Source organism: Alphaproteobacteria bacterium, from assembly GCA_025210155.1.
Lineage (GTDB): Bacteria > Pseudomonadota > Alphaproteobacteria > Rs-D84 > CASDRH01 > JAOASE01.
The window spans coordinates 1-21,062 of the sequence record JAOASE010000006.1 but is presented as its reverse complement, the minus strand read 5'-3'; the positions used below and the strand labels follow the sequence as shown (position 1 = coordinate 21,062).

Annotated in this window: 23 protein-coding genes and 1 pseudogene; 11 read left to right on the top strand and 13 right to left on the bottom strand. The window is 29.7% G+C overall.

Annotated elements, in window-relative coordinates:
• Positions 1-35: 35 nt before the first annotated feature.
• Positions 36-839, top strand: coding sequence for an FxLYD domain-containing protein (locus N4A44_01795; GenBank protein ID MCT4552376.1), 804 nt, complete (start codon positions 36-38; stop codon positions 837-839).
• A complete protein-coding gene (locus tag N4A44_01790; GenBank protein ID MCT4552375.1) occupies positions 829-1,815 on the top strand; it encodes an RluA family pseudouridine synthase in 987 nt (328 codons plus the stop codon). The genes N4A44_01795 and N4A44_01790 overlap by 11 nt, the downstream gene beginning before the upstream one ends.
• 14 nt (positions 1,816-1,829) lie before the next feature.
• On the opposite strand, the gene N4A44_01785 is transcribed toward N4A44_01790, so the two are convergent.
• Positions 1,830-3,041, bottom strand: a complete 1,212-nt coding sequence (locus N4A44_01785) for a LysM peptidoglycan-binding domain-containing protein (GenBank protein MCT4552374.1) — start codon at positions 3,039-3,041, stop codon at positions 1,830-1,832.
• Between the two features lie 262 nt (positions 3,042-3,303).
• Here N4A44_01785 and infA point away from each other — a divergent pair, with 262 nt between their 5' ends.
• The 3 genes from infA to N4A44_01770 all read left to right on the top strand — a co-directional run bounded on the left by infA (position 3,304) and on the right by N4A44_01770 (position 5,597).
• On the top strand, positions 3,304-3,552 hold the full coding sequence (gene infA, locus N4A44_01780; GenBank protein MCT4552373.1) for a translation initiation factor IF-1: 249 nt from the start codon (positions 3,304-3,306) through the stop codon (positions 3,550-3,552).
• A gap of 136 nt (positions 3,553-3,688) precedes the next feature.
• The gene (locus tag N4A44_01775; GenBank protein ID MCT4552372.1) at positions 3,689-4,945 is read left to right on the top strand and encodes a His/Gly/Thr/Pro-type tRNA ligase C-terminal domain-containing protein; all 1,257 of its coding nucleotides are present in this window, start codon (positions 3,689-3,691) and stop codon (positions 4,943-4,945) included.
• A 124-nt stretch (positions 4,946-5,069) separates the two neighbouring features.
• Complete coding sequence (locus tag N4A44_01770) at positions 5,070-5,597, top strand: hypothetical protein (GenBank protein ID MCT4552371.1); 528 nt, start codon at positions 5,070-5,072, stop codon at positions 5,595-5,597.
• Positions 5,598-5,623: 26 nt separating this feature from the next.
• Here N4A44_01770 and lpxI read toward each other — a convergent pair whose 3' ends face one another.
• The 6 genes from lpxI to bamD form a co-directional block, all read right to left on the bottom strand.
• Positions 5,624-6,496 (bottom strand): UDP-2,3-diacylglucosamine diphosphatase LpxI, encoded by an 873-nt coding sequence (lpxI, locus tag N4A44_01765; GenBank protein ID MCT4552370.1) that lies wholly within the window; start codon positions 6,494-6,496, stop codon positions 5,624-5,626.
• Between the two features lie 55 nt (positions 6,497-6,551).
• Positions 6,552-7,238, bottom strand: a complete 687-nt coding sequence (locus N4A44_01760) for an ABC transporter ATP-binding protein (GenBank protein ID MCT4552369.1) — start codon at positions 7,236-7,238, stop codon at positions 6,552-6,554.
• 12 nt (positions 7,239-7,250) lie between these two features.
• Positions 7,251-8,447: an MFS transporter gene (locus tag N4A44_01755; GenBank protein ID MCT4552368.1), complete on the bottom strand. Its 1,197-nt coding sequence runs from the start codon at positions 8,445-8,447 to the stop codon at positions 7,251-7,253.
• Between the two features lie 12 nt (positions 8,448-8,459).
• Positions 8,460-9,239: an FtsX-like permease family protein gene (locus N4A44_01750; GenBank protein MCT4552367.1), complete on the bottom strand. Its 780-nt coding sequence runs from the start codon at positions 9,237-9,239 to the stop codon at positions 8,460-8,462.
• Positions 9,240-9,308: 69 nt separating this feature from the next.
• Positions 9,309-9,716: an ABC transporter permease gene (locus N4A44_01745; GenBank protein ID MCT4552366.1), complete on the bottom strand. Its 408-nt coding sequence runs from the start codon at positions 9,714-9,716 to the stop codon at positions 9,309-9,311.
• 2 nt (positions 9,717-9,718) lie between these two features.
• Entirely contained in the window at positions 9,719-10,507 is a 789-nt protein-coding gene (bamD, locus tag N4A44_01740) for an outer membrane protein assembly factor BamD (protein ID MCT4552365.1), read from the bottom strand.
• A 60-nt stretch (positions 10,508-10,567) separates the two neighbouring features.
• Here bamD and murJ point away from each other — a divergent pair, with 60 nt between their 5' ends.
• Positions 10,568-12,118 (top strand): murein biosynthesis integral membrane protein MurJ, encoded by a 1,551-nt coding sequence (gene murJ, locus N4A44_01735; protein MCT4552364.1) that lies wholly within the window; start codon positions 10,568-10,570, stop codon positions 12,116-12,118.
• A 31-nt stretch (positions 12,119-12,149) separates the two neighbouring features.
• On the opposite strand, the gene N4A44_01730 is transcribed toward murJ, so the two are convergent.
• From N4A44_01730 to N4A44_01715, 4 genes are all read right to left on the bottom strand, one after another.
• The gene (locus N4A44_01730; protein ID MCT4552363.1) at positions 12,150-12,803 is read right to left on the bottom strand and encodes an HAD-IB family phosphatase; all 654 of its coding nucleotides are present in this window, start codon (positions 12,801-12,803) and stop codon (positions 12,150-12,152) included.
• Between the two features lie 104 nt (positions 12,804-12,907).
• Positions 12,908-13,750, bottom strand: a complete 843-nt coding sequence (locus N4A44_01725) for a radical SAM protein (protein MCT4552362.1) — start codon at positions 13,748-13,750, stop codon at positions 12,908-12,910.
• Between the two features lie 14 nt (positions 13,751-13,764).
• Entirely contained in the window at positions 13,765-14,307 is a 543-nt protein-coding gene (locus N4A44_01720; GenBank protein ID MCT4552361.1) for a hypothetical protein, read from the bottom strand.
• Positions 14,307-15,830, bottom strand: coding sequence for a YifB family Mg chelatase-like AAA ATPase (locus tag N4A44_01715; protein ID MCT4552360.1), 1,524 nt, complete (start codon positions 15,828-15,830; stop codon positions 14,307-14,309). Before N4A44_01715 ends, N4A44_01720 begins: the two co-directional genes overlap by 1 nt.
• Positions 15,831-16,062: 232 nt before the next feature.
• On the opposite strand from N4A44_01715, the gene N4A44_01710 reads away from it, so the two are divergent.
• The 3 genes from N4A44_01710 (at position 16,063) to N4A44_01700 (ending at position 18,400) form a co-directional block, all read left to right on the top strand.
• Positions 16,063-17,040, top strand: coding sequence for a sugar phosphate nucleotidyltransferase (locus tag N4A44_01710; GenBank protein ID MCT4552359.1), 978 nt, complete (start codon positions 16,063-16,065; stop codon positions 17,038-17,040).
• 149 nt (positions 17,041-17,189) lie between these two features.
• Positions 17,190-17,783, top strand: a complete 594-nt coding sequence (gene recR, locus N4A44_01705; protein MCT4552358.1) for a recombination mediator RecR — start codon at positions 17,190-17,192, stop codon at positions 17,781-17,783.
• Positions 17,784-17,803: 20 nt separating this feature from the next.
• A complete protein-coding gene (locus N4A44_01700; protein MCT4552357.1) occupies positions 17,804-18,400 on the top strand; it encodes a hypothetical protein in 597 nt (198 codons plus the stop codon).
• A gap of 16 nt (positions 18,401-18,416) precedes the next feature.
• On the opposite strand, the gene N4A44_01695 is transcribed toward N4A44_01700, so the two are convergent.
• Both N4A44_01695 and N4A44_01690 read right to left on the bottom strand, forming a co-directional pair.
• Positions 18,417-18,785 carry a phosphomannose isomerase type II C-terminal cupin domain gene (locus tag N4A44_01695; GenBank protein MCT4552356.1) on the bottom strand — a complete coding sequence of 123 codons (369 nt, stop codon included), beginning with the start codon at positions 18,783-18,785 and terminating at the stop codon, positions 18,417-18,419.
• Between the two features lie 14 nt (positions 18,786-18,799).
• Positions 18,800-19,252, bottom strand: coding sequence for a dUTP diphosphatase (locus N4A44_01690; protein ID MCT4552355.1), 453 nt, complete (start codon positions 19,250-19,252; stop codon positions 18,800-18,802).
• A 264-nt stretch (positions 19,253-19,516) separates the two neighbouring features.
• Between N4A44_01690 and N4A44_01685 the strand changes: the two are divergent.
• Together N4A44_01685 and N4A44_01680 are read left to right on the top strand one after the other, a co-directional pair.
• Positions 19,517-20,212 (top strand): annotated as a pseudogene (locus tag N4A44_01685) (DUF1460 domain-containing protein).
• A gap of 8 nt (positions 20,213-20,220) precedes the next feature.
• Entirely contained in the window at positions 20,221-20,901 is a 681-nt protein-coding gene (locus tag N4A44_01680; protein ID MCT4552354.1) for a glucosaminidase domain-containing protein, read from the top strand.
• The last annotated feature ends 161 nt before the right edge of the window (positions 20,902-21,062 follow it).

Below are 21,062 nucleotides of genomic sequence, written 5' to 3'. Positions count from 1 at the left end.
AGAAAAAGTGGAAAAGGAATTGTGAGGGTCAAGATATGATTATACATTGTCCAAAATGCGGAACAGATTTCGATTTACCAAAAAAATTAATAAATAAGGATGAAAAATCCACTACTCTTTCATGCTCTATTTGTAATCATGAATGGGAAGAAGAAACATCTGTGCTTCTATCAAAAGATGAAGAACCTGTAAAAGATATTGTTGAAGAAAAAGCAGAAATAAAAAATTCTTCAGAAGAAAAGATTATTATAGAAGATGATGAAGTCGAAGTGGAGATGGATTCAGCTCCGTTACATAAAGAAGTTGTTTCAGAAAAAGATATTCATAAAGATAAAAAAACAATTTTCGGAATGCTACTTTTATTACTAACTGCATTCCAAGAGTTCTTATCAAATATCTTCAAAGCATTACTTAAGCCAAGAAGCCTATTATTTATAATTCTTATATCAGCTTCTCTAGTTCTTTTAATCTCTATAGGAGAAAAAGCACCAACATTTGATAATAGCAATAATGAAATAGTAGAAGCAGATACAACAAAAGATGTTAGCATGGCTAAAAAACATCTTAACATAAAATTAATTCCACCTATTAACCTTGTTACTAAAGGAAATAGAAAGTTCCTTCTTATCAAGGGATCAGTTGAAAACACATCTGATTTTAGAATTAAATTCCCTCCAATCAAATTGGAAACATTTGATGATAATAATCAAGTTGTAGATTTCATATCTAAAAATATGGGTGATAAAATCATTCAACCAAAAGAAAATAAAAGATTCTCAATAATGTTAGAACTTTCAGGAAAAGATTATTCGTATGTAGAGGTGAATTTTGTCAGATAGAAAAGAAGTAGAAGTATTAGAAGAAAGCAATGGTCAAAGATTAGATAAATTCCTAGCTGAAAAATTAGAAATTTCTAGAGGTAAAGTTCAAAATCTAATAAAAGAAAATTTAGTAGAAATAAAATCATCTAATGAAAAAATAACAAATAAATTGTCAGTGAAAACTGGTGATATTATTTGTATTGAAATCCCAAAGGAAGAAGAATTAACTCTTAAGCCAGAGGATATCCCTGTTGATGTAGTTTATGAAGATGAAGATGTTATAGTTGTAAATAAACCTCAAGGAATGGTGGTTCATATTGGAGCTGGCAATACGTCCGGAACATTAGTTAATGCTTTATTGCACCACACAAAAGGAAAGCTAGCTAGTGATGGAGGAAATACTCGTCCAGGAATAGTTCACAGAATAGATAAAGACACCTCAGGTCTTCTGGTTGTTGCTAAAACAAATGAAGCGTATTTATCTCTTACTAAACAATTCTCAGATCATTCCATAGATAGAGAATATAAATCTCTTGTTTGGGGTATCCCAAATCCTATTGAAGGTAGAGTGGAAACAAATATAAACAGAGATAGAATTAAAAGACAGCAAATGACTGTTTGTGGAAAAGATGTTGGTAAAAAAGCTATCACTAATTATGAAACAATGGGAGTTTTCCAAAATCAAGATTTACCTCCAATTTCTCTAATGAAATTCAAACTGGAAACAGGTAGAACACACCAAATCAGAGTTCATATGCAATTCAAGAAAAATCCATTAATTGGAGACCCTGTTTATAAAGGTAAAAAGAGTAATATAATAACTGTTAAAAATAAAGAAGTTCAGGATTACCTAAAAGCTTTAGATGGTCAAATGCTTCATGCTTATAAATTAGAATTTACTCATCCAACTACTGGAAAAAGAATGAAGTTTAAGGCTCCAACGCCAGATCATATGCAGGATTTAATAGATTTCTTAGATGAATTCTCACTATAAAAAAAGAAGAGTTTTTACTCTTCTTCTTTTTTGATTTTATCTATTGTTGAATTTCTCTTTATATAAATTTTTTGACCTATGCTTATGTTTCCAACATTTGAAATTTGACCATTAAGTTCTTTTAATTTATTCGAAGACAATTTCATTTCTTTAGCTATTTTACCAAAGCTATCGCCGGATTGAACTAAAACATATACATCTCCATTAGTTTCAGAGATTTGTTTTCTAGTAGCAGTCCTTTTAACAACCTCTTTCTTAATAATCTTTTTAACAGGGGATTTTTTAGCAGTTTTTTTCTTTTCGATTTTTTCAATCTTTTCAATCTCTTGATTTATTTCTTCTTCAAGGTTAAACTCACTATCTATTTCTTGGGTTATATTAAAAACTTTTTGTTTATAAAGTTTATCCTTCATAATAGAATGCATTTCTATAAGTAAAAAGAATGATGTTATTATAATAAATAGTTGCTTAAATCTCTCGGAAAGATTTGTTCTTAAAATTCTAGTATCCTCAGAGAAATATCCTAGTAGTCCTCGAACAGAAGCTCTATGTCTCTTCTTTTTATATGCATTTTTAATAGCCTCAGATGCAAGCCTATTAACAAACTTAACTCTTCCGTTAGACATTGCAGAAATTAATAAAACAAACCATTTTGGAAATCTCTTTCTCCAGCTATTTAAAGATTTACTTTTTTCAATCATATAATTTGTATAAGAGTAACCTTCAAACATTCCCATTGAAGATATTTTAAACCTAGTTTTTGTAAGCTTATCTCTTTCCCAAATATATCCAATAGGTTCTTTAGAAAAAATAACAATGTTCAAATTATTTTTCTTTAAAAATTTATCCGAAATATTTTTTTCTAAAAAGTCTTTCTCAGTCTTTAAAAGATCTTCGTATTCATCTATTATAAAAACTAATTTCTTACCTATAGAGTTTGATTTTTTAAGAGAATTTTTGATTGTTTCCTCTAAGTTTTTAGAGGATTTAGAATTATACATAGTAACACTTTTAGACTTTTCTAAGATCTTTTTCAGTTCATTCGCGACAAAGGTTTTACCAACACCTTCTTTACCATAAACAAAAGATACTTTATGATCCACATAACATATGTCTAAGATTTTTTTAAAAACTTTCCATTGTTTTTTAATTCTAAATTTATACTTAGGCTCTCCAGTATTTAAAAACGGATCATCATCAAACTGAAAATAGTTCAAATAAGTCATAATATTAATCTATCCTTTTGTTTTAGCTTTATTCTTGACACTAAGCTTTTAATTATTAAAATAATAAACAATTATAAAAAATAATCAAATGAAAAACATATTAGTTCTGCAATGAAGAAGTTTAAATCAATTTTTACCCAGATTTTTCTTCAGAAAATTGTGGAATAAAATTAAAAGTTCTAGGGAGTGTATAAACAATACATGACTGAACTTTTATTATTTTAAAATTCTGCAATTTTATGTGGAAAAGATGGAGTAAAAAATGGCTAAAGAAGATCTAATCGAAATAAAAGGTAAAGTAATAGAAAAACTACCTAACACTATGTTCAAAGTAGAACTAGAAAATGGACACGTTATCACAGCTCACACAGCTGGAAAAATGAGAAAGTTCAGAATCTGGGTCCTTGTTGGTGACGTTGTAAACGTAGAAATGACACCTTACGACTTAAGTAAAGGAAGAATTACTTTCCGTTATAAAGACGAGCAAGGTACAATTAAAGAAGAACTATAGGAATATTTACCATGAACTATATTAAAATACAAAACTTTTACAATTTATCTCCCGTGAGGGTGTAGTTTATCATGCAATAATGGTGCAAAATCCATTAATAAAGTTTTGATTAATAAATATAGTAAAGGAAAATAAAATGAGACAGAGTCAATTATTACAAAAAAGTATAAAAGAAAATATTAAAAACGAACCATCTAAAAACGCTCAACTTTTAATAAGGGCAAGCTATATACAAAAGGTTATGGCAGGTGTTTATACTTTTTTACCATTAGGTTTACGTTCTTTAAAAAAGATAGAAAACATAATTCGAGACGAAATAAATAAAATAGATGGACAAGAATTAGTAATGCCAGCGTTACACCCAAGAGAACTTTGGGATAAGACTGATCGTTGGGATACGCTAGATGTTTTATTTAAATTAAAAGGTAGTGGAAACAAAGATTTAGCTTTAGGACCAACGCACGAAGAAGTAATAACTCCTCTAGGTAGTTCATTTATAACATCTTATAAGGATATGCCTTTAAATCTATATCAATTTCAGAGTAAATTTAGAGACGAAGCAAGAGCCAAATCTGGTATTATGAGAGGAAGAGAGTTTATGATGAAAGATTTATATTCTTTTCATCCATCTCAAGAAGATTTAGATAAGTATTATGAAAGGGCTGTAGAAGCATACAAAAGAATTTTTGAAAGATGTGGTATCGGAGACATAACTTTATTAACAGCCGCTTCAGGAGGTAGTTTTTCTAAATATTCCCATGAATTCCAAACGTTAACTCCGGCAGGAGAGGATACTATTTATAGAATTCCTGGCACAAATTTAGCATTAAACGAAGAGCTTATAGATGATAAAGATGCACTAGCAGAAAATATTAAAAATTATAAAGATGGTGATGAAAGTAAGCTAGAAAAAGTATCTGCTTGTGAAGTCGGAAACATATTTAAGTTAGGAACAAAATATTCTGATGCATTCAATGCAAAATTTATGGATAAAGATGGTAAAGAAAAACCTATTATAATGGGATGTTATGGAATTGGAGTTTCTCGTTTATTAGGAGTTATTTCAGAAATATTTAATGATGAAAAAGGTTTAATGCTACCAAAAAATATAGCGCCTTACAAAGTTCACTTAATATCTTTATTAGGCGAGGGTAATAATAAAGAAGCAGAAGAGTTATATAAAAAATTATCACATAAAAATATAGAAGTTTTATATGATGATCGAAATGTAAGAGCTGGTGAAAAATTTGGTGATGCAGATTTAATAGGATTACCATATAGAGCCGTTATTGGTAAAAAATTCAAAGAAGAAGGTTTAATTGAATTTAAAAAGAGAAACTCTGATGATATTAAATTTATAACAATAGAAGAGTTAATCAAAAAGTTATCATAGCAAAAAGCTATTAACAAAAATTAAAGCTGATGAAATATTCATCAGCTTTTTCTTTCTTGACATGAGCAAAATAAGATTCTACTGTTTAATAACAAAGTATTTAAAAACCATTAAATCTTACAATATGAAAAGAGTCTATATAGATAAATCTATAATCAATGATGAAAGAAAAGAAAAATTAGAGTCTCTCATAAGAGATATAATTTCAAAAGACTTTAATCTTTCACCTGAGAATGTTAATAGCGAAGAAGTAAAACTTCTTGAAGATTTTGGAATAGAGCTTTCATTTGAAAGTTACAAAAGAGAGCAAATTTTTATCTATGGAACTTATGACAAAGGCATTGCATCAATAGGTATAGAAATCTCAAAGCTTCAATGTGCTCACATTTTCGATGAGGTCACAAAAAAAACTCTCATACAGTATTTGGTTGATTTCAAAAACAAAAAAGTATTTGTAGAAGAGTTAACGTTGAATCTTAAAGATGAAGTTACGTTTGAACTTTTCAGAGGGAATAAAGGGTTGAGGATAGATTTTTATCCTAACTCAATAAACCCTGAAGGTACTAATTTTTATTATGATCTAGGTGAAACTGCAGAACCAGAAGATCAAAATCTCTTGGAATGTTTTATTCGGTTTTCAGAAGCCGTTTAAAAAAAAAGCTCCATTACGGAGCTTTTTTAAATACCAACAACAAATATATTAAGCTTATCAGCTTCCTTAATAATCTTTTCTTTTTCAATCATATAAGAACTTCCAGCCTCAATAACAACCCCTTTTATATTAGCGGAATGGCATTGTTTTATAGTGTTTATTCCTATCGTAGGAATATCAATTTCTTCAAGTTGATCATCTTTTTTCATTTTAAAAAGAACAAAACTTTCTTTAGCTTTATCAGCTAATTCTCTAGAAGGGTAAAATCCTCTTATAATAGCTCCAGCCTTTTTAAGCATAGCCTCGGTTCCACCTCTATCTTCTCTTAAGAATATATTTTCATTTTGAGTTATAACTGCTTGCCCTATATCAGCATCTCCCAATTTCTTAGCAGCTTTCTTACCAATTTCAAAAAATTTCTTTTCTTTCATAGTGGGTTTTAACTTAGTATAACATTTTTTTTCAGCTAAAAGTTCAGGCATGAAATAATGTAAAGATTTCATTTCTAAGCCCTTTTTAAAAAACTCATTTTTAAGTATAACAAAAAGACCATCATCCCCTTTTTTTTCAGATCTAAAAAGCTTCCAAAGAACTTTTAAATTAAAGAAATTTATTTTAACTTTTTTAAAATCTGGACGGGAAGTGCCTCCGATAGAAACTATTTCCCTAACTCCATTTTTCTTAAAGAATTTAATAACAGAGGTTAATTGAGATAAGTTATAATATTTACATGTATCTGAACTTAATTTAAGGCTTTCAGCATCTTTAAAATCCCCCTCAATACCAGCTACAAAAAATGGAATCTTTTCCTTCTTAAATTTTTTTATAAGAAGAATAGGTAACATACCATTCCCAGCAATAATCCCAATAGGCTTTTTTATTTTATTACTTTTTTTCATTTTTAATCCTAATATTAAAATAACTTAAATAAGTATTTTATGTAAAAGAAGATGTTTATATCTCTTCAAGTTTTTTATTTTTAATCTCAACAATCTTCTTAGCTTTTTTAGCCAGCTCTCTATTATGAGTAACTATAATACAAGACAATGCTTTTTCTTTTACAATTTTCATAAGCATGGCAAATACATGTTCAGAAGTTTCTGGATCAAGATTTCCAGTAGGTTCATCGGCTAATAAAATTTCAGGCTCGTTGGCAAGCGCTCTAGCAATAGCCACTCTTTGGCACTGTCCACCAGAAAGCTCTGCAGGTCTATGATCCATTCTATCTCCAAGATCTAAGTCTTCCAAAAGATCTATAGCTTTTTTTCTAGCTATTTCTATATTTTCTCCCTGTATCAAAAGGGGCATCATAACATTTTCTAATGCAGTAAAATCTCTAAATAAATTATGACTTTGATAAACGAAACCGATCTTATCTAAACGAGTTTTTGTTTGTACTTCATCATTGGCATTAGATACCTCAATGCCATCAACAAAAATCTCACCAGCATCAGCTTTATCAAGCAAGCCAATTATTTGTAGAAGAGTAGATTTGCCAGACCCCGAAGGTCCAAGTAAAGAAACTATCTCTCCTTTAGCTACAGATAAATTTGCCCCGTCAAGAACTTCCAGTCTTTCTCCACCTTGAGAAAAACTCTTACAAATATTTTTAAATTCCAAAACTATTTTATTATTTTCCATATTATCACCATATTATTCTTTTATCTTAGTAGAAATAATAGCAAACGCAAGTAATATAATTGCGCTAGCAATCCACATAGCATTAAACCCTCCGGTAAAAATTAGCGCTGCACCTATTAAAGGACCAGCCATATTTGCTATAGGATTAGAAAGATTATAAATTCCAAAGAATTTATCTTCATCCTCCTTCTTAGAAGCTTTATAGAAATAACTATTTTTTAAAGGTTCTATAAATGCAGCTCCTATGTTAACAACAGCAAAAGCTATTATAAGAGTTATAGGGCTGCTCTCCAAAATAGTAAATAGAGCGGTTAATATTGATAAAAACAAAAATCCAATAATTATATATTTTTTAACTCCATTTTTATCAGCGGATCTTCCTACAAATCCCTCAAGTAGTAGTAGTGGTAAAATTCCCCCAGATACAACGTACCCAACTACATCAGTTCCATATCCTAAATTTTCAACAGCTATTGGAATATAAAGATAGCTAATCGCCCACCAAAAATTTAATCCAAGAGCTACCAAAAATACTTTTATAAGCTCCTTGTTTTTAAAATATTCTATAGTGTTATTAAATATTATTTTTAAGGAAATATTTTCTTTTTTATGATTTATATTTTTATTTTTAACAATAATATGTTGATGCATGAAATATAGTAAGGATATAAGATATATTCCACTAACAAATATAAATACACTTTCTTTTCCAGTAAATTTAGCAATATATCCACCAAGTATTGGGCCTATAAACCATCCGATATTCATGAATATATAATATCTAGCTTCATTTCGTGATATATTAGAGTTTGTTGAGAAGTCAAATACAAATATAGATATTGCTAAATTTGCAAGAGTTAGGCATATAGCTCTAGGTATATCTACTCCACTTAATTCCCAAATATTCTTAGCAATAGTCATTCCTAAAAGAGATAAAACTGAAACTAATAGTGTTATTTTTATAATCCATACTTTAGAAAATTTAGAAAATAAATATGTGCTAAGCATTGATCCTAGAAAAACAGCTATAGCTATTAAAGAATAGTAAAGGCTAACAACAGACTCACTTTTAAGTGTATCGTTAAGAATTAGTGGAAATATAGTGAAAAATGCAGCTTCCCCAAGCCCATTTAATAAAGCCATGTTAGCAAATACTTTGCATTCATTATTTTTATAAACAGATATTTTTCTAACAGAATGATGAAACATTTTCATTAAATCCTATTCATATCTTAATGCTTCAACAGGTTCTGTTTTAGAAGCGCTATAACTTGGTATGATGGTTGCTATGAATGATATAGCTAAAGAGACTGCTGCTATCCAAACTACATCAAATACATGAACTGAAGATGGAAGTTGAGACAAGAAATAAACTTCTTTAGCAAATAATTCAGCACCTGTTAAGAACTCTACAAATTGCTTAATCCAATCTATGTTATAAGCAATTATAGTCCCAAGAAAAACACCAACTGAAGTCCCAAGAACTCCTATGGTAGCCCCAGATAAAAAGAATATTTTCATCACAGATTTTCTACTTGCACCAATGGTTCTAAATACGGCAATGTCAGTCCCTTTATCTTTTACCATCATAGTTAAAGACGAAATAATATTGAAAGATGCAACTATTATTATCAATGTTAAAATAATAAACATAACATTTCTTTCAGTCTTTAAAGCAGAGTAATAAGTTTGATTATTTTCTTTCCAAGTGTTAACAATAAATTCTTTTCCTAAATTATCTATTACCAAAGGTTTTAACGTCTCAACAATTTCTGGATCTTTAAAAAATACTTCTATATAGTCAGCACTATCAGGAGATCTATTAAAATACTTTCTAGAATCATTTATTTGCATAAAAGCAAAGTTCGAATCATATTGATACATCCCAATATTAAACTGCCCAGCAATAGTGAAGGCCTGTATCTTAGGAAAAGTTCCAAATGCAGTTACATTTCCTTGAGGAGATATAAGTGTAATTTTATCACCATTAACTAGACCCAATTTTCTAGCAACTCCATATCCTATAATAATTTCACCTTCTTCTATGTTTTCTACTTTCTTAACAGATTATCATGAAGCTATCATTTCTTCCTTCATAAGATTTTCGTAAGTAACACCTTTAACAATTCCACCAATAGTCTGCCCATTACCAGAAAATATAGCCTGTGCTTCAATAGTAGGAACAGCTCTAACAAATTCATCCTCAATATCTTTGTTAGCTTCTATTTCTTTAACCACATCGTCGGCATTTTGCAATCCAGAAGTATAAAAAGAGGATACTGTAGTGTGCCCACTAATACCAATAACTTTACTGATAAATTCTTCTCTAAATCCATTCATAACAGACATAACAATTATAATAGCTGCCACACCAAGGGTAATGCCAGCTAGAGAAAAACCTGTTATAATCGAAAAAGTTCTTTCCTTTTTCGAACGCAGGTATTTCATAGCAACCATTCTTTCAAATTTAGTAAACATAATTATCCTTTTATTTTTCTAGATTGAATTTCATCTATTTTTTTATACCACTTTACAACTTCTTTATTCCATTCGCTCTCAGGGAAATCTTTTTTAAGTTTTTCCTTATAGAATTCTGCTTCTTCCATTAATTGTATAGAAGTATAAGCCTCCACCATTCTGTAAAGAGCCTCAGGAACTAAATCAGTATGTTTATATTGAGTAAGAACTACTTGCAATCTACTTATTGCAGCAGAGTGATCATGATCATCTAAAAAGTAAACAGCGGTATCAACTTCTTTTTTGGCCAAAGAATTATCTATCGCTTTTATCTTTTTCTTAAATCTTTCAGTATTTTCATTTTCAGGATACTTATTAACGAATTTTTTCATGCTCTTTTTAGCTATATTTAAGAAAGTAATGTCTCTTGATACAGTACCTGACATATACCAGTATGACATAGATAACATATATTCAGCTTCAGGAGCTCTTTCATGTTTAGGATATAATTTCAGGAACCTTTTAAATCTTTCAACTGCTTCCATAAATTTATCATTAAGGAAGTAAGATTTACCAGCTAAGAAAAGAGATTTATCCATAACTTCAGAAAATGGAAAGTTTTCATCAAGAGCATCTAACTGTTGATTTGTCATCAAATAAGATTTTTCGTTGAAAGAATCTACAGCTTTATTATAAACTTCACAAGGTTTCATTTTTATTAAACTCACCTCTTCATTTTTAGCAGTACAACCACCTAAAATAAATCCTGCAGGAATGACTAAAACTTTTAAAATGCTCTTTACTTTTACCATTACTTACTATATCCTTTCTCTCATAAATAGTTATTCCAATTTTATAGAAGAGAAGCAATTATGACAAGCAAAAAATCTAAAAACTTTTTATTTAACTTCTTTAGTAGTTCATTGCCAATTTTAGCATCAAGAATACTTGGTTTAGTAAGAGATTTATTCTTTGCAAAATATTTAGGTGGTACGGCTATAGCTGACGTTGTTCTAGCAAGTACTAAAATCCCTAATGCATTAAGAAGAGCTTTTGGAGAAGGTGCTGTTGCAAATTCTTTCATTCCTATCTTCTCAGAAGACTTAAAAAATAAAAAAGATAAAGATGCAAAAATATTCGCTTCAAGATCATATTCAGTACTATTTTGGTTTATGCTAACCCTTACAGCAGTAATAGAAATATTTATGCCATCTGTTTTAAGAGTTTTACTTCCAGGATTTGCAAACAACCCAGAACAATTTAAATTAGCGATAGACTTAAGTAGAATAGTTTTCCCATTCTTAATTTTCATGTCGTTATATTCTTTCTTCACAAGTATATTACAAAGTGTAAAAAGATTTGCTTTAGCAATGTTTGTTAATTTAATCTTGAATGCAATAATTATTGCTACAATTTTAGTTTATCATTCATCAGCATTAATAGGTTATTATGTTATACTAGCATATCTAGTTTCTTCTATGATTATGTTTACAATAACAAAAATGTATTCAGACAAAAAATATTCAGAAGTTTCTCTGATAAGCCCATTTAAAATTAAATCTATTTTAAAAGACAATAAAATTAAGCTTTTCATAAAAAATATAATCCCAGGTTTATTAAATACAGCAATAATTTTCTCAGGAACATTATTCGCAAGTTTCTATGCGGGAGCAGTATCTTGGCTTTATTATGCAGAAAGATTAACACAATTTCCATTTGGAATAATAGGCGTTCCTTTGTCTATGATTTTGCTTCCATATTCATCTAAGGCAAAAAGCAAAAAAGAAAGGTTTGTTTACCAAAATAAAGCATTCGAATTATCATCGTTATTAATGATACCATGTGCTTTAGGATTAATTTTCTTTGGAGGATATATTTCATCTCTAGTATTTGAACGAGGTCTTTTCACTGCAATAGATAATGCACAAACGTACAAAGCAATGATATTGTTGGCAATAGGAGTTCCGTTCCTTTCATACATAAGAATCGTATCAACAGCTTTCTATTCAGATAAGGATACAAAGACAGTTTTCTATCACACAGTATTTTCGTTTGCCATAAGTATAGCTATGATGATTACTCTTAGAAAATACATGGGATATTTAGCAATACCATTTGCCTCAACATCTTCTAATATTATACTATTTGCAACTTTAGCAAACGCAGCATATAAAAGAGGTTTGTTTGCCCTTAAAGCTTCTGTAGTAAAAAATACAATTCTAATGTTAGTTTCAGGTGTAGTTATGGGAGTTTCAGTTTATTATTTAAGTAATGCACTTCTTACTAACACATGGCTTAACATAGGTATACTTTCAAAAGTATTATACGTTGGATTAGTTATACTATTTGGAGCTTTAATTTACGGAATATCTCTAATAGCAACAGGCGTTCTAAATAAACAATTTATAAGAAGTATAAGATAAAAAGAAAGCTCCAATTCGGAGCTTTTTATTTTTAGAAGTTGAATACTCTTTCAGGAATTCCTTTAGTAATATTTCCCTTTTCATCAACCATATATTTTTCTTTAGCAAGATCATATAAAGGTTTATCGAATTTACTATCTGAAATCATACTAACAATTTCAGCTTCTTCCAAACCTTCATCCTTTAAAAGCTGTTTCAGTCTAATAACTTTTTCAGGACCTCTACAGTTCTTACTTGCTAACTTCCTATAACTACCTTCTTTAGTTTCAGTAGCAATAATATAGTCAAAACCTAATCCCTTACACATTTCTTCAATATAAAGTCTAGGAGAGGCAGATATACAAATTAATGTAGCACCACTGTCTTTATCTTTTTTAATTTTATCTAATACCTTAGGGAACAAATATTTTTGTCTGTTATCAGAAAATTCTTTTATTTTCTTTTCAACCTTATATTGATTCCACAAGAATACCAAAAAGATTTCTTTAACTCTAGTATCAGAAACCAAACTAAATGTTCTAAGGATTAAGAACAACAGTTGATAAGGTAGCCATAAAATTATTAATGGATTTTTTCTTAAGAAAAATAAGTATAACTTAAATGTAGTATCACCTTCGCAAATAGTCCCATCAAAGTCATATAAATGAATCTTTTTCGTATTATCTCCAACTTTCTTTTTAGCCATAAAACTTCCTCTTTATCTTTGCTTAAAACTTCATTTTCACAATTCAATAATACATTATTGAAATAGAAGTCTAAAGAAGTTTTGATAAAAAATCAATACACAAATTACTTTTTATGCTCAATAACGGTTCCATTCAGCAAATTCATTTTATATTTTTTAACCATTTCCAATATAAAATTATTTAATTTTTTATACTCTTCAGATCCGACTTTCATGTTTATAAAGCTTTCTTTAGTCTTATCATCAGCTTTATCTAAAACAGGTTTTAACCTCCTAGAAATATAATTTGAGAAATTTAGTCTCTCTACATAAATATTATTAGTCCCAGAATTTTTTATAGCTTTAAAAACTTCATCTAACTCATCCCTTCTAGAATAGAAGTGAGGAAGTAGCGGACCTATAAATGCATAGGTTCTTATTCCATTTTCATTAAATTTTTTAAGAGTTTTTAAACGTTCAGAAACTTTAGGAGCTCTAGCTTCTAGAAATCCAGAAACACTATCTTCGCTAGAAGTAATGGTTATTCCAACCACAACATTTGGAAGTGTTTTTATTATATCTAAGTCCCTTTCTATAAGAGGACTTTTAGTATGACAGGTAATTTCTCCAGGATATTCGTCTCTCGCTAATATTTTAAGTAATTCTCTTGTGATTTCATATTTTCTTTCGACATATTGCCATGCGTCTGTAACGGAGGAAATAAAGATAGAAGAGTGTTTATCCTTCATTTTAAAAAGTTTCTGCCTAAGTAAGTCAGGAGCATTTTTCTTAACATGAACATAATTACCCCAATCCTCCATTCTCTCGCCACTAAATTTACTCATAAAAATAGCATAACAATATTCGCAAGCAAAAGCACATCCCACATATGGGTTTATAGCATAATCCATATCTCCAAGATTACTCTTTGTAAGTATATTTTTAGCTTCAATTTCTTTTATCTTCATAAAGCCACCTCACTTTACAACTTACTCTCATTTATTATTTTTACTATATTTTCAATATATTTATTTTTAAATTTTCTTTTGTATACACTTATATATGAAGGGTGGTGTATAGGTATGAATATATTTCTACCTATATTATATTTGATGTAATTAAAATCTTCATTAAGTTTATCAATTTTTTCATCATATTTACCCAAAATATGATTAGAATTTACTTTTCCTAAAATAAAAATAACCTTAGGTTTCAATCTATCAATTTCTTTTTGGAAATTAGGAAAGCAATCATCAATATTTCCTTTGTTGGGATAGACGAGCTTTCCATTTTTCAAAGGAGGGCACTTAACAATATTTGTTTTATAAAACGTTACATTTTCAGCAAGTTTTTCGATCTCTCTAATAAGTTTTCCACTATATGTCCTAGCATCTAATGGCAACTCATCTTCAAAATTAATCATTTTAGCAGAAATGCCAACCCACATAACATCACAAGATTTTGCTACATCAATCATTGGCTCTTGATTTTTACAAAGTTCGCAATTTCTACATTCCAATATCATTAAAGCTTAACTTCCTTTTTTCTAAATAAAATAGCTTCAGAAATATGTTCTGGAGTAATTTCTAGCTCCATCTCCAAATCAGCAATAGTACGGGCTACTTTTAAAATTCTATGGTAACCTCTAGCAGATAATTTAAATTTCTCAGCAGATTTAATTAATATGTCCAAAGCTTCTGGTGATATATTGCAGTTCTTTTCAATATCCTTAGTAGGAACATTCTTATTCCAAATCACCCCTTGCTTAGGAAATATTTTAGCCCATCTATCTTCTTGGAATTTCCTAGCTCTAATAACTCTTTCTCTTATTTCAGCAGAGCTTTCTGCTTTAGCAGTATGAGAAGATAACTCCCACGGATTTATCTGTTGAACCTCAATATAAATATCAATTCTATCCCACATAGGTCCTGAAATTCTATTTTGATATTTTAAAGCACATAGTGGAGCTTGATTACATTCTCTTTCTTTATCTCCAAAGTGCCCACATTTACAAGGGTTCATTGCGGCAATTAGTTGAAAATTAGCAGGATAAGAAATATGTTTATTAGCTCTTGAAACATTTATCCTTCCAGTCTCAATTGGCTGTCTCAAAGCATCTAAAGTCTGTCCTGAAAATTCAGGTAGCTCATCTAGAAACAAAACACCATTATGAGCAAGAGAAACTTCTCCTGGTTTTGCTTTAGTTCCACCACCTGTCAATGCAATCTGAGATGCAGTGTGATGAGGAGCTCTAAATGGTCTTCTTGTTTCAATTCCAGCAGCATTCAAAGTTCCAGCAATAGAATGTATCATAGAAACTTCCAATGCTTCAGCTGCAGTCATAGGGGGTAGAATCGTTGGTAATCTTTCCGCCATAGCAGATTTACCAGCCCCAGCTGGACCTGTAAATATTAAGTTATGCCCACCGGCAGCAGCAATTTCTAAACCTCTCTTAGCAAATTCCTGTCCTTTAATATCTGAAAAATCTAAAAAGTGATTTATCCCATCATCCATTTCTCTATTTGGAGCAGCTAAGGGTTGTTCACCATTAAAATGATTCATTAAATTAATTATATTTCCAGGGGCTAACACATCAACGCATCCAGTCCATAAAGCCTCACTTCCTTGAACTTTAGGGCAAACAATCCCTAGTCCTTCGCTGACAGCATAGAATGCCGCAGGCATAACTCCCGAAACCTTTGCTAGATTTCCATCAAGTCCAAGTTCTCCTATAAAAACATAGTCTTTAATTTTATTATAATCTACAATTTCTAAAGCAGATAAAATACCCATAGCAATAGGTAAATCAAAATGAGATCCTTCCTTCATCATATCTGCCGGAGCTAAATTAACGGTAATCTTCTTTGGAGGTAATGACAATCCAATCGCAGTAAAAACAGATTGAATTCTTTCTCTAGCCTCAGATATAGATTTATCTGGCAATCCAACTATAGTAAATTTAGGTAGGCCTGCAGCCACTTGAACTTCTGCAGTAATAGGTTTTGCTTCTATCCCATCAAAAGTAACAGTTTTAATCTTTGCTAACATAAAATAAAGTTCCTAACTTTCTTTAAAAAATAAATATTTCGTTCTCTTTGTGTTCTATGATGCCACAAATAAAAATGAAATCAAGAATAAAATCAAAAGTGGTAAAAACTTCACTGAAATTTTTTGAAATCTTTTTTAAATACAAATTTTCTTCAAAGCCTTTGACAAGCTATATATTTTATAGTATAAATTCCCCCGAAAAGGATTTAATTTAAAAGGAAAGAATATATTTATGTCAGAAATTAAAAATTCATTAAGCAATCTAAGATTTGTTATTTTAGCAGCAGGAAACGGAACTAGAAATTATCCTCATTCAAAAGGTCTGGTTCATAAAAGCTTACTACCTTTTGGAAGTATGAGAATGCTAGATGAAACTCTTAGATGCATTAACGAAATATCTTTGGAAGGTAAGCCAAAAGTTACGATGGTGGTTTCCAATAAAGAAGTAGAAAAATATTTTTTAGAAGCATTGGAAAAAGATACAAAAGTAGAAAATAAATTCAGAAATAATGGAAGAGAAAAGCAAGCTGAACTTCTATCTAAATTATCAATACTTGATAAAATAGATTTATCTTTCATTTATCAAGAAACACCCAAGGGGGTAGGGCAAGCTATAGGTCTTGTTAAAAACGCATTCCCAGAAGAAAATCTACCTTTCTTTACAATTTTCTCAGATGATTTAATATTTCCAAAAGTTGGAACAGATTTATCTAAGTACAAACAGCCAATTACTAGAATGGCAGAAAGATATATAAATGAAGGTTGTGAAGGAAATCTATATTTTACAAAAGTAGTTAACAATCCAGAAAGATGGGGAATTATAGATGAGGGGTATATAACAGAGAAACCAACTCATCTAAAAACAGGTGAAGCATCTTTCGTAGGATTTATATTAGATAGAGAAGTTATTTCAAATTTAGGTGATGCTGCAAAAAATGTTGAAATTAAAGGAACTGAAGAATATAATAGATGGAACAACGAAGGTAAAGAAATTTACCAAATGCCTTATATAAATGCTGCCGTAGAAAAAGACTTCGAAAAAATGGCTATTAGAACAGAAGTTCTTAAAAAAGAAGATGAAATTTTGATGGATGGTGGTTCACTAGAAGGTTATGAAAAAGTTTTAATACAAACATTATTAACAAGCTCAATTAATAAAGAAGAAAATATAGAATTCGCAAAGGTAGTCCTAAACGAATTAAATAAATAGAAAACAATACCTACTCTTGGAGTTTTAGTATAAATCGTTTAGATGTTAAATTAAAAGGTTCCGAAGTGTACAAAATAGTACATTAGGGTTCTTTTAATAAAGCAGATAAATGATTTAGATTGAAACCTCTAGTAACGAAAGAATTAGATATGGAAAGTAAAAACTATATAGACGACGCAGTGAAAATAATTTCTAAACTTCCATCTTTAGGAAAGAGATCTGCTACAAGAATCACATTAAAGTTAATAAGTGAAAAAGAACACACTTTGACATCTTTGATCCAAGTTCTAGCAGAATTAAAAGAAAATATCAAAATATGTAAGAACTGTGGAAATTATGATACCGAAGAAATTTGTGAAATCTGTAGAGATCAAGCTAGAGATAAAAAGGTTATATGCGTCCTTCCAGATGTATCATCTCTAATAGCTATGGAAAGAACTGGGTATTATAACGGTTTATATCATATCACAGGAGGTCTGATTTCTGCCTTAGATGGTATAGAGCCAGAAGACCTAAAAATCCAATCTTTAATTGAAAGATGTTCTAATGGTGAGATTGAGGAAATTATTTTTGCTCTTCCATCTATAATAGAAGGAAAAATTACACAAAATTATATTAAAGAAAAACTGCCTTCTAACATAAGGACGTCTGAGTTAGCACAAGGTATTCCTATCGGTGGAGAACTTGATTATCTAGATGAAGGAACTATTTCAGAAGCTCTAAGAGGAAGAAAGAATTTTTAGTTATAAAGGAGAGAATTAAGATGCTAAAAAATATTAATATACAAAAACTTTCAAATCTAAAATTTATAGTAATGTTAGTGATAATGAATTTAGCAGTAGCTGCTTCAGCACTAGCATTAAAGGCTCATAGTCATATGCATTTTGAAGAGGGTGGAATATTTGAAGTTTTAACAGTTTTTAATTACGTAGCGGCTATGTTCTTCTACAAGAAAAAACTTTATTCTAAATTTTCATATCTACCTATGATGGTAATGTTATTTTTAATAGATAGAGAACTTGGATTTCTAAGAGGTCTAATGACTAACAACAATATAATTGAATATAAAAAATATATTGATGCTGCATTCATATTAATATTATTAGTTGGTTTAATAAGAGATGGAAAAGATATTTTTAAAACAGTTATAAATAGCTTTAAAAAGGTAAGTTCTGCCAGAGTTAAAGTATTTGCTATAGGAACTTTAGGTATTTTAAATTTCTTAATTTCATCTTATTCAGAAAAAAATCATATGAGATATTTTGAAGAAAGTTTAGAATTTTTTGTATCAGCATTGTTAGTTATGCTTATATTTGCATATCATAATCTATTAAAAGAAATTAAAGTTATAAAGAAATAAAAAAGAGGATATTTATTTATCCTCTTCCAAAATCATCTTCATATCTAACTATATCACATTCAGTTAATTTTTCCCCTGTTTGAACTTCTATAAATATAAGTTCATCAGATTCAGATATATTTTCAATTCTATGTTTTTCTTTTACTGGAATAAAAAAACTATCATTTGAAGCGCAGTCAAAAATATCATCTTTTATAGTAACTTTTCCATTTCCTTTTACTATAATCCAATGTTCAAATCTAAAATCATGAGATTGTAGTGATAATCTCTTTTTGGGTAATACAGTAATCTTTTTTACAATAAAATCTGTGCCAGTTTCTATAACTTCCCATTCACCCCAAGGTCTAGAACCTCTTTCACTCTTTTTATATCCTAAAACTTCCATATAATATCTCCTAACTAAAGTCCTGAACTTCCAAAGGCCTTTTCTTGTCTTTCAGAGCCTGAAAATTCATTTTCACTTTCAACTTTTACAACTTCACAATGAGCTTTCAGAACAACGAGAAGCTGGCAAACTCTATGACCAGGTTCAAAAGTGTAATCCTTTCCAGATAGATTTATTATTGTAGTTTTCAATTCACCTCTATATCCACTATCAATAGTACCAACAGTAGCTAATACACCTTTTGAGTTTAATCCACTTCTACCAGTAATTCTTAATCCCCAGTTAAAACCTTCAGGGCATTTACCATCTACTTCAACAGAAATACCTAAAGGAATAGTAGCTATTTCCATTGGTTTTAAAGTTAAAGGCTTATCTAGAGATGCATATAAATCATATCCACTATCTTCAAAACTTTTTTTAATTTCTTTCCCTTTAAAATGATCTAAATATAAAACTTTTAACTTCATTTTTTCTCCTATATTATTTTTGATATAAACCTGAGAAAACATAGACAAATAGTTTATAAATTCAAAAAACTTGATTTGGTTTCCTCTATATAGTATAATATTATATGTTGATTTTTTTATCAACTTAAAATAATATGGGGAAAATTAAAAAAAGCATAGCTTTAAAAGGGGTTTTTTATGAGCTTAAAAACAGGAAGAAGACTTGGTTATTTAGTAATATTAGGATTAGGTCTTTATGTGGCATATATGAATCATGTAATGAAAATGCCAAAAACAATATCAGAAGTATCTCAAAAATATGTAGGTACTCCTTATACAGAAGATCCTTTAGGTGAAGGAAAAGAAACTTCTCACGATTCAGATCCTCTAATTAGATTTGATACATTTGATGCAAAAACTTTCGTAGAAACAGTTGTTGCAGAAAGAATGGCAAAAACAAATAATGAATTTCTAGTAAAATATTATTTAAATAAAATTAGATATTTTGCAGGTAATATTGGTTTTCAATCAAGAAATCATATTTTTTCATCGGATTGGATTCCAAATAACTCATGGTTTCTAAGAAGATCTTTATTCCCTTATACAGAGGTGAAAACAGGGTTGATCGATAGATCTAAATGGTTTTCAAAAACAAAAAGCTTAATTCTTTATGAAGATACGAGAAACATTTCACTAGACTATGTTCCTTTTGAAAAAATTGATGAATTCGATATGCAAGATGAATCTATTGTATTTATAATAAGAGATTTCAGTGATGAAAAAAGTGTTAATGGTACAGATTTATGAGTTTCACACGTTGGTTTTGCATTGAGAAGAGATGAAGATCTTAAAATGTATTTCCGTCATGCAAGTCCAGTAAGACAAGTTGTTTTAGATGAACCATTTATGGAATATCTAGTTGAACTAAATGAGAAGGATCCTAATTTCTTAGGAATAGCAGTGTATACACTTGCTAGATAATTGAAACCATGAAAAAGTATCACCTCATAACAACTTTGTTGTGCCTAATTGTTATTTCGCTTCTTCCAACAAGTAGCGTCTTTAGTAATACAAATAGCTATAATGCAGACATTAAAGCAGCTTTTCTTAACAATGGGTATAAGTTGACTTCTATGCCTGATGAATTTTACGAAATTAAAGACGTTAAAGAGCGAAAAGAAAAATTCATAAATATAATGTTGTCTGTTATAGAAGAGGTTAATTTATCTTTACCTGAAGAGGAAAGAGTTCCTGCTTCTATTATATTGGCTCAAAGCGCTTTAGAAACAGGTTGGGGGCAATCAAGGTTCCTTAAAGAAGGTAATGCCCTTTTTGGTGAATGGACATTTATAGGAAAAGGAATTAAGCCATTAAATGCAGAAGAGGGATCTAATCATAAGGTAAGAAGTTTTGACACTCTTCATTCATCTATGAAAAGTTATATTGGAAATATAAATACATCTAAACATTATAGAGAATTTAGAAAAATGAGATCTGAAGGAAAATCTGGTATAGAATTGGCAGAAGGTTTAAAATATTATTCTGAAGAAGGTCTAGACTATATCAAAAAAGTTAAATCAATGATTAGCTATAATAATCTTTCAAAATACGATACCATATCGGTATCTTCCAAAAAATCTTGGTATGAAAAAATCATAGATAGAATTTAAAATTTTATTTACTTAAACTTGCAAATATGGTAAAATTCCCGCAAAATATAGGGTATTTAATATGTATATAAAAAACATCAATCAAAAAGGCCGATCAATGATAGAGATGCTAGGGGTTCTAGGCATCATGGCAGTAATTACAGTGCTAGCAATAACAGCAT

Coding starts and splice junctions, on each gene's coding strand:
- N4A44_01755 (MCT4552368.1), bottom strand. CDS start 8,447: ATGTTTCATCATTCTGTTAGAAAAATATCTGTTTATAAAAATAATGAA.
- N4A44_01760 (MCT4552369.1), bottom strand. CDS start 7,238: ATGGAAAATAATAAAATAGTTTTGGAATTTAAAAATATTTGTAAGAGT.
- N4A44_01745 (MCT4552366.1), bottom strand. CDS start 9,716: ATGTTTACTAAATTTGAAAGAATGGTTGCTATGAAATACCTGCGTTCG.
- N4A44_01710 (MCT4552359.1), top strand. CDS start 16,063: ATGTCAGAAATTAAAAATTCATTAAGCAATCTAAGATTTGTTATTTTA.
- N4A44_01770 (MCT4552371.1), top strand. CDS start 5,070: ATGAAAAGAGTCTATATAGATAAATCTATAATCAATGATGAAAGAAAA.
- N4A44_01680 (MCT4552354.1), top strand. CDS start 20,221: ATGAAAAAGTATCACCTCATAACAACTTTGTTGTGCCTAATTGTTATT.
- N4A44_01720 (MCT4552361.1), bottom strand. CDS start 14,307: ATGATATTGGAATGTAGAAATTGCGAACTTTGTAAAAATCAAGAGCCA.
- N4A44_01700 (MCT4552357.1), top strand. CDS start 17,804: ATGCTAAAAAATATTAATATACAAAAACTTTCAAATCTAAAATTTATA.
- N4A44_01690 (MCT4552355.1), bottom strand. CDS start 19,252: ATGAAGTTAAAAGTTTTATATTTAGATCATTTTAAAGGGAAAGAAATT.
- bamD (MCT4552365.1), bottom strand. CDS start 10,507: ATGGTAAAAGTAAAGAGCATTTTAAAAGTTTTAGTCATTCCTGCAGGA.
- lpxI (MCT4552370.1), bottom strand. CDS start 6,496: ATGAAAAAAAGTAATAAAATAAAAAAGCCTATTGGGATTATTGCTGGG.
- infA (MCT4552373.1), top strand. CDS start 3,304: ATGGCTAAAGAAGATCTAATCGAAATAAAAGGTAAAGTAATAGAAAAA.
- N4A44_01725 (MCT4552362.1), bottom strand. CDS start 13,750: ATGAAGATAAAAGAAATTGAAGCTAAAAATATACTTACAAAGAGTAAT.
- N4A44_01695 (MCT4552356.1), bottom strand. CDS start 18,785: ATGGAAGTTTTAGGATATAAAAAGAGTGAAAGAGGTTCTAGACCTTGG.
- N4A44_01730 (MCT4552363.1), bottom strand. CDS start 12,803: ATGGCTAAAAAGAAAGTTGGAGATAATACGAAAAAGATTCATTTATAT.
- murJ (MCT4552364.1), top strand. CDS start 10,568: ATGACAAGCAAAAAATCTAAAAACTTTTTATTTAACTTCTTTAGTAGT.
- N4A44_01775 (MCT4552372.1), top strand. CDS start 3,689: ATGAGACAGAGTCAATTATTACAAAAAAGTATAAAAGAAAATATTAAA.
- recR (MCT4552358.1), top strand. CDS start 17,190: ATGGAAAGTAAAAACTATATAGACGACGCAGTGAAAATAATTTCTAAA.
- N4A44_01795 (MCT4552376.1), top strand. CDS start 36: ATGATTATACATTGTCCAAAATGCGGAACAGATTTCGATTTACCAAAA.
- N4A44_01715 (MCT4552360.1), bottom strand. CDS start 15,830: ATGTTAGCAAAGATTAAAACTGTTACTTTTGATGGGATAGAAGCAAAA.
- N4A44_01785 (MCT4552374.1), bottom strand. CDS start 3,041: ATGACTTATTTGAACTATTTTCAGTTTGATGATGATCCGTTTTTAAAT.